Source organism: Desulforhopalus sp. IMCC35007, from assembly GCF_005116575.1.
Taxonomy (GTDB): domain Bacteria; phylum Desulfobacterota; class Desulfobulbia; order Desulfobulbales; family Desulfocapsaceae; genus Desulforhopalus_A.
In genome coordinates this window covers 1-14561 of the sequence record NZ_SWCN01000018.1, presented here as the reverse complement: position 1 = coordinate 14561, position 14561 = coordinate 1, and the positions used below count along the sequence as shown (strand labels likewise).

At 45.2% G+C, this 14561-nt stretch carries 12 protein-coding genes; 4 read left to right on the top strand and 8 right to left on the bottom strand.

Features of this window, described 5'->3' with window-relative positions; translation table 11 throughout:
* The first annotated feature begins 111 nt into the window (after positions 1-111).
* Together FCL48_RS17415 and FCL48_RS17410 are read left to right on the top strand one after the other, a co-directional pair.
* On the top strand, positions 112-1065 hold the full coding sequence (locus tag FCL48_RS17415) for an aldo/keto reductase (RefSeq protein WP_136873970.1): 954 nt from the start codon (positions 112-114) through the stop codon (positions 1063-1065).
* A 42-nt stretch (positions 1066-1107) separates the two neighbouring features.
* Positions 1108-1689, top strand: coding sequence for an HD domain-containing protein (locus FCL48_RS17410; RefSeq protein WP_136873968.1), 582 nt, complete (start codon positions 1108-1110; stop codon positions 1687-1689).
* Between the two features lie 91 nt (positions 1690-1780).
* On the opposite strand, the gene FCL48_RS17405 is transcribed toward FCL48_RS17410, so the two are convergent.
* Both FCL48_RS17405 and FCL48_RS17400 read right to left on the bottom strand, forming a co-directional pair.
* The gene (locus tag FCL48_RS17405) at positions 1781-2386 is read right to left on the bottom strand and encodes a PAS domain-containing protein (RefSeq protein WP_136873967.1); all 606 of its coding nucleotides are present in this window, start codon (positions 2384-2386) and stop codon (positions 1781-1783) included.
* Between the two features lie 82 nt (positions 2387-2468).
* Positions 2469-2936, bottom strand: coding sequence for a triacylglycerol lipase (locus tag FCL48_RS17400; protein ID WP_136873965.1), 468 nt, complete (start codon positions 2934-2936; stop codon positions 2469-2471).
* 424 nt (positions 2937-3360) lie between these two features.
* Here FCL48_RS17400 and FCL48_RS17395 point away from each other — a divergent pair, with 424 nt between their 5' ends.
* Entirely contained in the window at positions 3361-4077 is a 717-nt protein-coding gene (locus FCL48_RS17395) for an OmpA family protein (RefSeq protein ID WP_205747746.1), read from the top strand.
* Positions 4078-4154: 77 nt separating this feature from the next.
* Here FCL48_RS17395 and dbpA read toward each other — a convergent pair whose 3' ends face one another.
* The gene (dbpA, locus tag FCL48_RS17390; RefSeq protein WP_136874146.1) at positions 4155-5576 is read right to left on the bottom strand and encodes an ATP-dependent RNA helicase DbpA; all 1422 of its coding nucleotides are present in this window, start codon (positions 5574-5576) and stop codon (positions 4155-4157) included.
* Positions 5577-5664: 88 nt separating this feature from the next.
* Positions 5665-5787 (bottom strand): hypothetical protein, encoded by a 123-nt coding sequence (locus tag FCL48_RS25695; protein ID WP_256374298.1) that lies wholly within the window; start codon positions 5785-5787, stop codon positions 5665-5667.
* A gap of 234 nt (positions 5788-6021) precedes the next feature.
* Here FCL48_RS25695 and FCL48_RS17385 point away from each other — a divergent pair, with 234 nt between their 5' ends.
* Positions 6022-6321 (top strand): hypothetical protein, encoded by a 300-nt coding sequence (locus FCL48_RS17385; protein WP_136873961.1) that lies wholly within the window; start codon positions 6022-6024, stop codon positions 6319-6321.
* Between the two features lie 151 nt (positions 6322-6472).
* Here the strand turns inward: FCL48_RS17385 and FCL48_RS17380 are convergent, their stop codons facing one another.
* From FCL48_RS17380 to FCL48_RS17365, 4 genes are all read right to left on the bottom strand, one after another.
* Positions 6473-8032: a TolC family protein gene (locus FCL48_RS17380; RefSeq protein WP_136873959.1), complete on the bottom strand. Its 1560-nt coding sequence runs from the start codon at positions 8030-8032 to the stop codon at positions 6473-6475.
* A gap of 349 nt (positions 8033-8381) precedes the next feature.
* A complete protein-coding gene (locus tag FCL48_RS17375; protein WP_136873957.1) occupies positions 8382-9233 on the bottom strand; it encodes an HDOD domain-containing protein in 852 nt (283 codons plus the stop codon).
* 53 nt (positions 9234-9286) lie between these two features.
* On the bottom strand, positions 9287-12340 hold the full coding sequence (locus FCL48_RS17370; protein ID WP_136873955.1) for a diguanylate cyclase domain-containing protein: 3054 nt from the start codon (positions 12338-12340) through the stop codon (positions 9287-9289).
* A partial coding sequence (locus FCL48_RS17365; RefSeq protein WP_136873953.1) for a tandem-95 repeat protein occupies positions 12340-14561 on the bottom strand: 2222 nt, incomplete at its 5' end. The genes FCL48_RS17370 and FCL48_RS17365, both read right to left, overlap by 1 nt.

Sequence of the window (14561 nt, the reverse complement as noted above, 5' to 3'; positions counted from 1 at the left end):
ACTTTACGGTTGGACAAATCGCACAATTCACTTATTTTAAAATGAATTGCCAACATTTTCAGTATTTACAGACATGCTGACAGAACCCATTCAACCATGAGGAAAACAGACATGAAAAACATACAGTTCAAAAACGGCGACCAGATGCCCATCTTTGGCCTTGGCACCTGGAAATCAGAGACAGGAAAAGTGTACAGCGCAGTAAAAGAAGCCCTGCGTGCAGGGTATCGACATATTGACTGCGCTCCCATTTACGGCAACGAGGTTGAGGTCGGGCAAGCCCTGGCCGATTCTTTTAAAGAAGGTATCGTAAGCCGCGAGCAGGTATGGATCACCTCCAAACTCTGGAACAACGCCCATGCGCCCGAAGATGTACAACCAGCACTGGAAAAGACCCTTGCTGATTTACAGATCGACTATCTTAACCTCTTTCTCATCCACTGGCCTGTAGCACTGAAAAAAGAGGTCGTCTTCCCCTCTTCCTCCAGTGATCTTTTATCCCTTACGGAACGGCCCATTGCAAAGACCTGGCCCGCCATGGAACAACTTGTAGAGAAGGGTCTCTGCAAGCATATCGGCGTTTCAAATTTCAGTATCGCAAAACTGAAAACCCTCATTGAGACAGCAAAACAACCCCCGGAGATGAACCAGATTGAACTCCACCCTTATCTACAACAAGCTGCCATGCTTAAATACTGCGCAGCAAACAACATACATCTTACAGCCTATGCACCACTCGGCTCAGCGGACAGACCGGCTCGCCTGAAGACTAAAAATGAGCCTATCCTTCTTGAAGACCCGGTTATCATAAAAATTGCAAAAGAACATAACGCAACTCCTGCCCAGATCCTGATCAGCTGGGCGATTCACCGTGAAACCGTTGTTATTCCAAAATCCATAACGCCTGAGCGAATCAAACAAAACCTTGAGGCAACCAAGATTGTCCTTTCTGCTGCAAATATGACCGAGATCGAAAAACTAGAGCGGAACAACAGGTACGTCAGTGGGAATTTCTGGACCATGGAAGGCAGCCCTTATTCCATGGCCAGCCTCTGGGACGAATAACCACAACAGGAAATGCAACTCAGCGGAGAAAGGACCTTACCAATGCCACAGACACCCAATAGAGAGGAAGCACTTGCCCTCCTGAAAACATATAACCAGAGTGACAGTCTCATCCGCCACGGCCTGGCGGTTGAAGCAGTGATGCGCTATTTTGCCCGGAAAAGAGAGGCGGATGTCGAAAAATGGGGGATCGTAGGTCTTATCCATGACCTTGATTACGAACAATTCCCTGAACAACACTGCACCAAAACTGAAGAAATCTTAAAAGAGAACGATTGGCCAGAAGAGTATATCAGGGCCATCGTCAGCCATGGCTGGGGCATATGCAGCGATGTTGAACCCAGGAGTGAGATGGAAAAAGTACTCTATGCCATCGACGAACTCACGGGGCTGGTCACCACCTCGGCACTTGTGAGACCGTCTAAAAGCATTCTTGATATGAACGCGAAATCAGTAAAGAAAAAATGGAAGGACAAACGATTTGCCGCAGGTGTCGATCGTTCCATCATAGAAAAAGGTGCTGCAATGCTTGGCATGGAACTCTCAGATCTGATCACTGATACCATAATGGGAATGCGCGAAGTTGCAGAGGAAATTCACTTAAAAGGCAGTGTGACAGAATAGAATTAAAACGACAAGCCAGGAGACTGTAGAGCCACATCTCCTGGCTTTTTTTCATCTGCTAAAACCGAAATCTAAGCTGACATCTTTAACATTAAGGTTCTGATTTTACATCACCAATAGACAGCTCCGGGTACAACTTTTTTGCACAATCAGGACATATACTATGGGTAAATTCAATATCTGTATTGTCTTTAAGGTAATCAGCAACATTCTCCCAATAGTCATCATCGTTTCTTATTTTCTTACAATTTGCACAGATAGGAAGCAAACGTTTCAGATGATACATCTCAGTTATATCTTCTATGACCAGTAATATTAAGTCATTCCCCATGTACTCAAAAGGAGAGCTTGTTACCTGAGTATATCGACTTGATTTCTTCCCATCTTTTATAACTTTGAGTTCATATTTTTTCTTGTATACTGACACTCCTTTTCCAGCATTTTCCACTGATCTTCGAATCACACAATCTTCACAATACTGTGTATTGCCACATCCTACTTCTTCTTCAATAGCATGTTGGCAGTTAAGAATTTCACCACACAGTCTATGTACAATTTCTTCAGCATCAATTTTGAACATCTTTTTTGCTTCAGGATTTACATCACATATTTTGAAATCTTTATCCACTATGAATAGTGCTGATGGCAAAGCGTCAATGAGCGCTTTAAGGTAATAGTTGTCAGTGATTTGTGTCATGAGAATGGACTTAGCTGTTTTATGAGGTTGTGAAGATATATCAACTCTGGTTGTTTCTTTCTAACCATTTTTTCAAAGATCTTCAATTATAGATTCTTACTTGTTGTTCACGCTCGTGCCAGATAACTCCAAGGGGAAAGTCCGCCCCTCCGAGTTGCACACGGAGCGAATCTTGCCCGGTGGTCAATTGTTGTTCAGCAGGGCCCATCAACCACTTAAACAAGGCCCGGTCTTTTATTGTATCCACAAGATCACTGCCATTGTCGGGAGGGTTCCGCATCACAACTCGCCTGAGCCTATCAGGTTTTTCCTCACTCAGCGCCTTTCGTAGAATATTGCCTCCAAGTGAATGTGTTACAAAATGCACTCTTGCCGATTGAAGTTCAATACAGGCTGCAAATGCAAGCAAATAATCGTCTGCAGCTATGGATTCTATATTTTTTAAAGTTAAGGGGGAACCAAGATTAACGGTAAAATATCCTTCCTGCACCAATGCTGCCTGCATCTGCGACATAGACCTGGCGTTTCGCCCCATCCCATGGATTAACACAACACACTCCTTGACCTTAGACTGCTGTGCCGGTGACTGGACGATGATTTCACTTTCAGTGCTGAAACCCTAAAGGCCAGTATTGTGATAATTGAAACACACGGAAAAATTATTTTTTCAGTGAGCAGCAGTGTGCACCGAAACAGGCAAGCATGTATTCCCGATCAAACTGCCGATAGCTCCAGCAAAGACAGGTTACCAACAATTGCAGCAAGATAAGGAACAATTGTACCTTGATTTCCGGTTTGATGCAGAAGATCATTGCAGTCATAATCTCCACACCATTATTACTTAATATAAAACAACAAACAGGTCAGTCGGAAAAAATCTGGAAAAAACTGCAAAATAACGATAGGGTAGATAAAAAGGACTGAATAATCATTTCATTACAACCATAAACGAAGCAATTTAAATGAGGATCGCCATGAGCAATATTCTCCTTTCTCCCACCTCTCGATGGTTTGGGGCAATTCTACTGCTGTTCCCTTTTTTCCTGGGAGGCTGCTCTCTGCTCTATCCAGAGATACGCTATGATGAAAACACAAGAATATACAATGAACAGGCAGATGACAACCCGGGGACATCAAGCTACACCGTCGGCAGGTATGACGATACCACTGCGCGCTACAATACTGCATCAGGTCCCCGCACCAAAAAATACACTATCGGCAAGTATGATGAAGCAACGGATTACTATGTAAATCGCCAGAAAAACAGCGACATAAGCCCAAGACTCAGGCCGGCAAATAATCAGGTGCAGAATTTTCCAGCGGACATGACCCCGGAAGAACAACGCGCCAGCTTGCCTCTGGTTATAGAAGTATCAGACGTTTTGTTTGAGTTTGACAAATGGGTCATCAAAGCTGAATTCGTACCGGAAATTGATCGCTGGGTGGAATATTTTAAAAATAACCCATTCGTTACAGCAGATATTTATGGCCATGCCGACAGCACCGGTCCTGAAACCTACAACCAGAAGCTCTCTGAAAGGCGGGCAGAAGCTGTGGTCAACTACATGGTGGATCGTGGCATTCAGCGGGAAAGGCTTACCACAAAAGGTTTTGGAGAAACACAACCAGCAGCCTCAAATGACACCCGTGAAGGACGTCAGAAGAATCGACGGGTGGAACTTAATTTCTGATTGCAGCATAAGATAACAACGTGCGACACCTTTAAATAAACAGATTTTTTTTAAAAGGTGTCGCACGAGCGATCCTCTCAATCCCCACCGCCCTTACCCCAGACATTGCTGTAATCAATTGTTTTTTTCTGTCCAAGAATCCAGACCGGGAAGGTTCGACCTTTTATCTTGCCCTTTTTCAGCCTGGTCAAAGCCTTATCTATCACATTTCGCCTGATGGCAACGTAACTCTGTCGGTCGTAGATATCAATTTTACCGATATCCTTACCATTAATTCCGGCATCACCGGTTAAGGCGCCAAGAAGATCGCCGGGGCGTATTTTATTCTTTTTGCCACCCTCCACCACAAGAGTACTGTTCGGAGATTCCATGGTAAAACCACCCTCTCCCTCAAAACTGGCTATATCTTCAAAGATTCTCGTACCAGTACGATAGGACTCAACCTTGTGGAGTTCGTCATTTGTAAAGAGAGTAACAGCAATTCCTTCGCCTCCCGCACGTCCGGTACGGCCAATTCTGTGGGTATATATTTCAGCTGTCAGAGGCAGATCATAATTCATTACCAGCTCCAGTTCTTTGACATCAATACCCCGGGCAGCAACATCCGTTGCCACAAGAACGGAGCAACTTCTGTTCATAAAACGAACGAGTACATCTGTTCGTTGGTACTGTTCAAGATCGCCGTGAATGGCCAGGGCGTCAATGCCCGCGGCAACAAGATCCTCTGCTACGTTTCTCGTCTCTATTTTTGTTGCACAAAAAATCAACACACTCGCCGGGGAATGGTGGGCCATGGCGGCAATTAAAGCGTCGACTTTTTCTCCCGCAACCTCATAGAAGTACTCAACAATTTTATTCTCAGGTTCTTCAGCAATCGTGGTAACCCTTATCGCATCGGTTTGAACCGACGAACTTAACTCCACAATTTCATTCGGGAAGGTCGCAGAAAACAAAAGTGTCTGTCTCTTGGCCGGCCCGTGGTCAATAACACGGTCTATCTCATCAATAAAGCCCATATCAAGCATTCTGTCGGCTTCATCAAGCACCAGCATATCAAGATGTTTGAGGGAAAGATTTCCCTTATCTAAGTGTTTAAGTACCCTTCCAGGCGTACCCACTATTATGTGAGCGCCATGAACAAGAGAACCGTACTGCGGCCCAAAGGCCATACCACCGCAAAGGGTAAGTATTTTTATATTATGAGTTTTGCGCGCCAGTCTCCGCAGCTCCTTTGCAACCTGGTCGGCCAGTTCACGGGTCGGACAAAGAACAAGAGACTGCACTCTAAACTTGTTCACATCAAGTTTGCTCAAAAGTCCCAGGCCAAAGGCTGCGGTCTTACCACTACCCGTTTTTGCCTGGGCAAGTACATCTTTGCCTTTGAGAATATGTGGAAGACTCTCTGCCTGAACAGGGGTCATTTGTAGAAAACCAAGTTCCTGCAGATTTTCAAGCATCGGCTGGGACAGTGACAATGAGGCAAAACCGGAAGTGGACATGGACATAAAATTTTTACACTTGTATTGAGAAATAAAAAACAGACTGGATGAGCGGAGAGTTCAGTAACTATCCAGTTCTTTGCTATAATCAGTCAAAATTAGCGGGATCAGCGACAACGTGATACCGAGAATCATCGGCTTCTTCCGCCATAATTGTACTATGCTTTGGGTTTGATTTTTCAGAATCGCCTTTGACATCAAACTTTGACATAAACATCTGGGTGGAACCAAAAAATAATGGCCCCCAGATTTCATACACCTAGGTGCCATCAACGTTAATCCGCTTTCGAACACGAATACGAATGGCATTTTCCCAGGAGAAAACAAGGGCTGAAACTATAATTCCCACAAATACGGCCAATGCCAGATCAAAAGTCATCGTAAGGCAGAGACTAGGACGAGCACCAGGACGAGCACCAGGGCATCGGATTTAAGTATCTTATGCATGATGCAAAGGTTCGACCAGGCAAAGTTTCCGGCAACCACTATAAACATGATTCCAGTGAGTGCCGCAATGGGAACACGTGCAACAAAAGAGGAGAACGACTTTTTAATCATGCTAAAGGGAAGGTCGGCCCTTCAGAAACTTTTCTTGCCGTCAGCAGTGTTGCAACAGCTGCTCTCGGATCATTTTTTTGCGTTTATCACCAAGACCTTGTCAGGCATCACACCCAAGACAGTCGTACTGACGTTACTCGTTGTAACAGGACTTATTGCCACACCAGCTGCTATTTCAACCTGTTAGAAACTCTCCGGAAAAGACTTAAGCTCCATTTAAAAGCGCTGTAGATGGGGCTTGAACGCCCGCATGAAGCTAGCCAGGGCCCAGGCAAAAACCTTCACCTACCGCCCCACCAATAAATTAGAAAAAGAGAAACTAAAATGATCAAAAAGATTTAATGCAAAAGTCTGCCGCTGGCATATTCGATGCCCGCAAGTGCGGTGAGGTATCCGTAATAGGTGACCACAAGATCGTTTCTCGTTCTGGTGAGGCTCAGTTGAGCATCGTTGTATTCAATAACATCGTTTGCTCCGGACTCGTATCTTTTTTCGGCCAGAGCAAGGTTTTCCCTGGCAAGCTCCAATGTTTTGAGAGCTATCTTCACTCTTTCTTTGTTTTCAGAAGCTTGCAGATAACTTTCAGTTACTTCTCGCACCACCGCCAGTTGTAAATTCTGTAACTGTGCCTTGTTTTCCAGTACCCGGCCCAGAGCTTCTGCTACGGCTCCTTTCGTCTGCAAGCCTGAAAAAAGATCCCATGAGGCTACCATCCCAACCTCCCAACTGTCTTTGTAGAGGGAAAGCTCAGTATCATAGTTGTTATAATTAGCCTGGGCTCCAATGGAGGGCCAATAGTCTCCCTTACTTGCTTTTAAATTCGCTTCAGCCGATCTCGTCAACAAGGTGAGTTGGATAATATCAGGTCGGGACGACATTGCATTATCGATCAAAGATTCGAGATTTTCTGGAATCGGCGGCATAGTCTCAAGAATGTTATCCAGGCCTATTTCATCCTGATAAATCACATATTCTCCACCATGGGGTTGTACTCCTAAAATCTGCTCAAGAGCTACTTTTGCAGTCTTTAGACCATATTCGGCACCCACAAGAAGCATTTTGGCGTTGGATAATTCAACCTCTGCATTGATAACATCTATCTTAGTCCGCACTCCCGCCCTGCGATATAAATCGGCGCGTGCCAGATGTTCCTGGAAACTATTTACAGATTCTTTAGCAACATCTATTAATCGTCTTTTTTCAAGAATATTATAGTAAGCTGATTTAACTTGATAAATTACATCCTGAATCTGCCGGTGCAGCTTGGCGTTGGCGGCCAGTAAATTTGTTTTTCCAGCTTCAATTGCTCCTGTTGTTTTCCCAAAGTCATAAATGAGTTGGGAAAAGTTGACAGCACCGTGCACCACATCATCTTTTTCCATTTGCTCTAAATTAGCAGACAACTCCGACTCTGAAATATCATTTCCTGTACCAGCAGATTCTTCCCTTTCAACATAACTATACCTTCCTTCCATAGAAAGCTGCGGGAGATAACCAGAACGAGCCTGGGTAAGCTGCCCTCGACTTTGGGCCTGTTGTTGCTTCACAACTTCGAGCAATCTATTTTTTGCAAGAGCTATTTCAATGAGCTCGTTGAGACCGAGCATTCCCCTCTCATCGACACCAGCAACGTTATCAACATGAGCTGGAGCTGCAACTTCAACCCTTCTTTCAATTATTTGTTTTTTATAAGAATCTTCTAAATAAAACAGAGTAAAACTGGAAAGGACCACATCATCGAGAAGAATTTCAATCTCTTCCTGATGAAAATCTTTGTCAGAAACCGTAAGCTGATTGAGATGAATAGAATTATTTTGTTCTGCAGATACAGCAGGACCGCAGCCCAAAAACATGCTGCAACAAACAATTATCGTAAAGTGAAAAATATGGTTTAGCATATCGGTAATTCGCTTAATCACAGAATGGAAAAACTACGACTATTCATTATCGAATTAAGCTTATCACATTTCAAACAATTCTACACGCTTCCGTTAACGCTACACCAATACTTTATCCCCAAGGCACTTTGGTTTTTGAAAAACATTGAATGTTTTCCATCAAGAACCCTTGAGTTTTTCGACTGTAGAAGGCCGGATAATTTATATCACCGGTGAAAAGCCAGCTCCTTCATACACTATCATGCTAACATTACATCACCATTTGTGGCGGCGAAAGTGGCATCTTCTTTAAAACAAGCCTACTGTGAGATACCAATGGGGTTTTTACCGATTTTCAATTTCAATCACATTACAGTTTCGGTGGAACAATAAGCATCATGACCTCTTGCATATCTGTTTCAACCTGTTCACGAAGAGAGTTACAATCCTCAGGAGTCAATCCGGTAACTTTCAAGGCTATAGGGGATGCGGCCTGCAGACTTTCATCAACATTTCCTTCTCCCACACCCACCTTTGCCAGTAGCACCCCAAGATGGACCAGAGCCACTTCGATTGGATACTTAACCGCTTTTTCCGGTTCTATATGGAACTTGGTCGTCTCCCACAAACTTTCTGACAAAGACCATTGCAGCATAAGTTCTCCACCTATTTCGGCATAATCGAAACCAAGCAGTTCGCGTTCGATCTTGTATATCGGTTCATTTCTCTCCGCTGCCCCACGCATGGCCTGTCGCGATTGGTCTGGGACTTCCTGATACATGACAAGATGACCTATATCATGGAGAAGGCCAGCAACAAAAAGGCGTTCTTTATCACAGCCCCTGCACAAAGCTGCAAGTTGACGAGCAGCTACTGCACAGTAAACACTACGTTGCCAGAATTTCTGCATATCCATGACATCGGAGGACATCCCTTTAAAAGCCTGCACAACAGAGGAGGCCAAGACGATATCGTGCACCTGCACTGTACCCAGCAAGGATACTGCGTGGCTTACAGTTTCAATCTTTTTTCTAAATCCATAGAGAGAGCTGTTAACCATGCGCAACAAGCGAACAGTTATAGCCGGGTCATGACTTATAATCACCGCCACCTCCGCCATGGAAAAATCCGGCTCTTCAAGGATGCTCTTCAAACGGAAATATACTTCAGGCAAAGAAATAAGTTTTGCAGCCTTTGTTACTTCTTTTAGTGTGGTATTCATTACGTTCACTTTTGCATTTCAAGAAGCTGGAAGAGCTCAGAAAATTGCCCGTATTATACAGTTTCAAATTTCGACAATGTAGCAATTCGTTGTTTAAGCCCAGTCTGGAGCAGTTTGGTGACCTCGCCCGCTGAAACCGGCTTGCTGAACAGGTATCCCTGCATCTCATCACATTCGAAATGGACGAGCTGGTCAACCTGAGCCTCATTTTCAACACCCTCAGCGGTGACCTTCAGCCCCATCCCATGAGCCATGCTGATTATGGATTTCACCAGGGTCGCATCTCTTTCATTGCTGTCGATGTCTGCAACAAAGGAACGGTCTATTTTTACATGGGTCACAGGAAAATTTTTCAGATAGCCAAGCGACGAATAGCCAGTGCCGAAGTCGTCCAGAGCAATACTTGCACCCACATCACGAATCTCCTTGAGTATCCTGATTGAGTTTTTAAAATTTTCCATCATGGCACTCTCTGTGACCTCTACTACGAGATATTTTGGATCGACCCTGCTCTCCTCTAATATTTCCATAATTCTAGCGGACAAGTTTTCCTGACGGAACTGCTTACTTGAAAAATTGACTGCTACGCTGCAGTTGTTAATCCCCATATCGAGCCATGTGCGGACCTGTCTACAGGCTTCCACAAGCACCCATTCCCCGATTGCACCAATGAGTCCTGAATACTCGGCAATCGGGATAAACTCAAAGGGTGGAACCAGACCTGAGGCTGGATTATCCCAACGAATAAGGGCCTCAACACCACTTATGGATCCTGTTTTTGTATCGATTTTGGGTTGATAATGCAAGATAAACTCATCATTTCTGACGGCCTTATGCAGCTGACTTTCAATCTGCAGATGGTTAACTGACATTGCATTAATGCTGTCGGAATAATAATAATATTGATTTACTCCCAGTTGCTTTCGAGCATGTCTTTTGGCTGCTGCTGCGTGTGTTTGCAATTCATCAGGTGTTTGTCCATCATAAGGATAAACAGAGATACCGATGTAGGTTGAGGCATAGATTTCATTGTCATCAATGAGGAAGGGGTCTTCAAAGGAATTAAGAATCCGTTTTACAATCCAGGTGATGGCATTTACCTCTTCCAGGTCGGTCAGAAGAATACCAAACTCCTCCTGACTAAGACGTGAAACTGTTGGCATCAGGGAGGCAACCGGAAGCTTTGCCACGGTATCCATACCCCGCAGTATATTTGTCAGTCGCTTGCCAATCTCTTTAAAGAGCCGATCACCCGTAGTATGGCCCAGAGTTTCGTTGACGCGCTTCATGGCATCTATAGACAGTGACAGTACGGCGACAATACTGTCATACCGTCGTCCCCTTACCAGGGCCTGGGAAACACGGTCATAAAAGAGGGTCCTCGTCGGCAGTCCAGTGAGCATGTCATAGGCGGTGTAGTACTTTAGTTCCTGAGCACGCTTTTCCGCCAGCTTTTCAAACTCCTGCAAGCGTATGGTCAGCCGCTGAAGTTCATCCTCGCAGGCAATATTCTTCTGCCCCGGAACTGTCTGAAGAAAGGTTGCTTCCTGCTCTCTGGGTTCACTCGTACTGGTCGCTGTACTTATTTCAGTACTGCTCTTATTATCCTTGGAAACAAAATCAGCCAGCTCATCATCACCCCAGCAGACCACGCGATTTCTGCCACTTTCCTTGGCGATATAGAGTGCTTTATCGGCCTGATTGGTCAGCTCACTTGGTTCATGGGCATTTAATTTAATGGAGGAAACCCCAAAGCTCATGGTTACCTGAACGCCTGCAGTGGAATCTTCCTTTATGGCCTGGCGAACCCTGTTGGATATTTTTGCTGCTAATCTGATGTCAATATCGGGCAGTACGATACAAAATTCTTCACCACCATAGCGACCAACAAGGTCATCTTCCCTGAAATGTTTCTGCAGGAGAAGAGCAACCATCTTGATCACTTTATCGCCGGTTGCATGGCCGTATCTGTCATTGACCGCTTTGAAATGATCAATATCACACATCACGCAGGACAATTCGGTACCGTTCTTTTGCGCTTGACTGAAAGCCAGGTTGAATGACTGGTTGAGCGCCCTCCTGTTCATCAGGAGCGTCAATGGATCATGGCTTGCAAGAAATTCCAGTTCCCGGTTCTTGGTTTGTACTTCTTCGGTGGTCAACTGCAGTTTATTGACCGTCAGGTTGAGCTCGTCGTTTTTTTCTTCCAGTTCGGTTACGTTGTCGAAAGTTACCAGAACTCCACGGCTTTTCCCCTTATCGTCTAGAACAGGGGCGGCATTGACGATAAAGGTGACCAGATCCCTGTTCCCCCTCTCCATGACCAAACGGCCCCCGGTAACACTTTTTTTACCATTCAATACCTGCATCCAGGGAAGATGTTCCCTGTGCTCTGGAGACTTGCAACCCTTCCAGCCAAGTTCCGAACCCTTAAAACCAATAAGGTCCGAGGTTGATTTACCTATTATTTCAGCAAATGCTGTATTACCAAGGACCACCAGCTCATTTTCATCAAGGATCAGGACACCTTCTTTCAGTACATCAAATGCAGCACGAACTCTGGCCGGAATAACAGCCGAGGGGTCAAGTTCGCGCAGAGTCCTTTTTATCAGCAGAAAATAGCCGGCAAAACCTGTAAAGGAGACAAAAAGTATCAGACTAAAATACGAGTTTTTAAAACCTGAAGTAATACTGTTAATCCAAAGAGGGGCAAAACTAACCTCAACCGTTGCCCAGGGTTCCTGTCCGCGGAAGATGGGGATCTGAACATGGGATGGGGTCGAACGCCCATTGGCTGGCGGCTCCCAGTTGGCCAGATGGTTGCCGGCTTCGGCAAGCAACCCACCCTGGCTGTTACGCATGGCCGCTGACCTGATATCGTTATCTCTTTCAACCATGGACTCTAGGGTCTCTTTGATCAAGAGCACATCACCTCTCTGTGCTGCGGCTGAAAACTGAATGGCTAGCGCTTCGGAAAGATTTTTTCTTGATTCCAGCACCGCCGCGGTTCGGTCAGGGGCAAAACCTATGACCTTGCCAAGAAGCAGCAGGCTGATGGTCAATGAAACCAGTCCAAGGCTGATCCGTATTGCTGGGGTAAAGTGCATTATTTATTCTCTTTTTCAGAAAACATCTTCTCTGCCTTCTGCTCAACTGCTGATTCCAGCTGGTCGACGCTGTCTGCAAATGTATCTTGATCTTTTTTCTTTTTCTTCTTCGGAGTGAGGAGGATCGCCACCGGATCAAAACCCTTCCACAATGGAACAGTTGCCAAAAAACTCGACATCAGAGAACCCGCTCTCAGCAGATAACTGAGCGCTCCTGCAGCTATGGTTACTGAGACACCGCTGGTCATGTATACTGAAATTTTCTGTTCTTCTTCCGCCTCTCTAAAAGCCTCCTCCATTTCCTCATGCATAGCATCAAGCCCAGCCCGCAATGCCTTGTTTTCTGTTACAGCCCCCACTGAATCCGTTGGCTCCAGGTAGAGGGCATCGACTGAGAGTGGAACAGACAGGAATTCCAGAGCTTCTTTTTCAACCCGTTTGATTCCTTCAAGCAATGTATCCGCAAGGCTCTCCTTGGATCTCTGTGTATCATTGCTTTCTGATGGTTTTGAGTGAGCTGACAATTGATCCGAACTTACAAGATAGTCAACGGATTGTTCCCCTGGATTTGTCGTCAGATCATCTTCATCTAAACTGTCCCCAGCCATCTCGGTTTCTAACGGAATCAGGCTGATTACGGTTTCATCTTCTGAAGGTACATTGTCCTCGGGTGGAATACTTTCAAAATCGACAACAGGCAGATCTTTACTGTCGTCCTTTTCATCATCAATTCCCTGGTCGAGAAGCACATCTTCATCCGAAGGAAAATCAGGAGTTATCTGCTCGGAATCGGTGATTTCGCCAGTATCTGATAGATCTACAGGCCCCCCGAGATCGCCGGTACCATTGTCTGTGGTGGTGTTGTCTGTAGTTGTGTTGTCGATAACTGTAACTTCATTCACTCCGTCTATAGTGATGTAAACGTTATGGGTTGTACCGTCAGCGGTGGTAACTGTGAATATGTCGGTTACACTTTCTGATTGATCGAGTTGTTGAATTACCACCTGACTATTATCAGCTACATATTTCCAATTTCCGACCGTATCTATAGTAAGTGTACCATAGGTTCCTGAAATTGTACCAGCAACAAAGTTCGATTGGCCTACATCAACATCACTAATAGTCAGAATACCGGAACGCTCCAACCAATTGTCACCATTTGGATCAACATCTTCGGTGACGTTGGCTGTGTCATCACCGCTGACTATTGCTGCATCGTTAATTGCTGAGACATTTAAGGTGACGGTCCGAATATCCGACTCACCGCTAGCACTATCGGTAACGGTGTAGGTGAAACTGTCAGATCCATTGAAATTGGCATCAGCTGTGTAGGTAAAAGTACCATCGGTGTTGAGGGATAAGGTTCCATTGGCTACATCACTGTCCAGAGCATAACTCAGGCTGCCACCGGAAGTCGTGCTATCGTTGATAGAGACATCGGCATTTAGGGTGACATCTTCGTCGGTGGTAAAGCTGTCATCTGCAGCAGAAAGATCAGTGACTGCAGTAATGGTTAAATCAACGGTTCGAATTGCGGACTCACCGCTAGCACTATCGGTGACGGTATAGGTGAAACTATCAGATCCATTGAAATTGGCATCAGCGGTGTAGCTAAAAGTACCATCAGTGTTGAGGGATAAGGTTCCATTAGCAACATCACTGTCCAGAGCATAACTCAGGCTGCCACCGGAAGTCGTGCTATCGTTGATAGAGACATCGGCATTCAGGGTGACCTCTTCGTCAGTGGTAAAGCTGTCATCTGCAGCAGAAAGATCAGTGACTGCAGTAATGGTTAAATCAACGGTCCGAATATCAGACTCACCGCTAGCACTATCGGTGACGGTATAGGTGAAACTATCACTCCCAGTGAAATTGGTATCAGCTGTGTAGCTAAAAGTACCATCGGTGTTGAGGGATAAGGTTCCATTGGTAACATCACTGTCCAGAGCATAACTCAGGTTGCCACCGGAAGTCGTGCTATCGTTAATAGAGACATCGGCATTCAGGGTGACATCTTCGTCAGTGGTAAAGCTGTCATCCTGGGCACTAAGATCTGTGATGGTGTTAATGGTTAAATCAACGGTCCGAATATCCGACTCACCGCTAGCACTATCGGTGACGGTATAGGTGAAACTATCACTCCCAGTGAAATTGGTATCAGCTGTGTAGCTAAAAGTACCATCGGTGTTGAGGGATAAGGTTCCATTGGTAACATCACTGT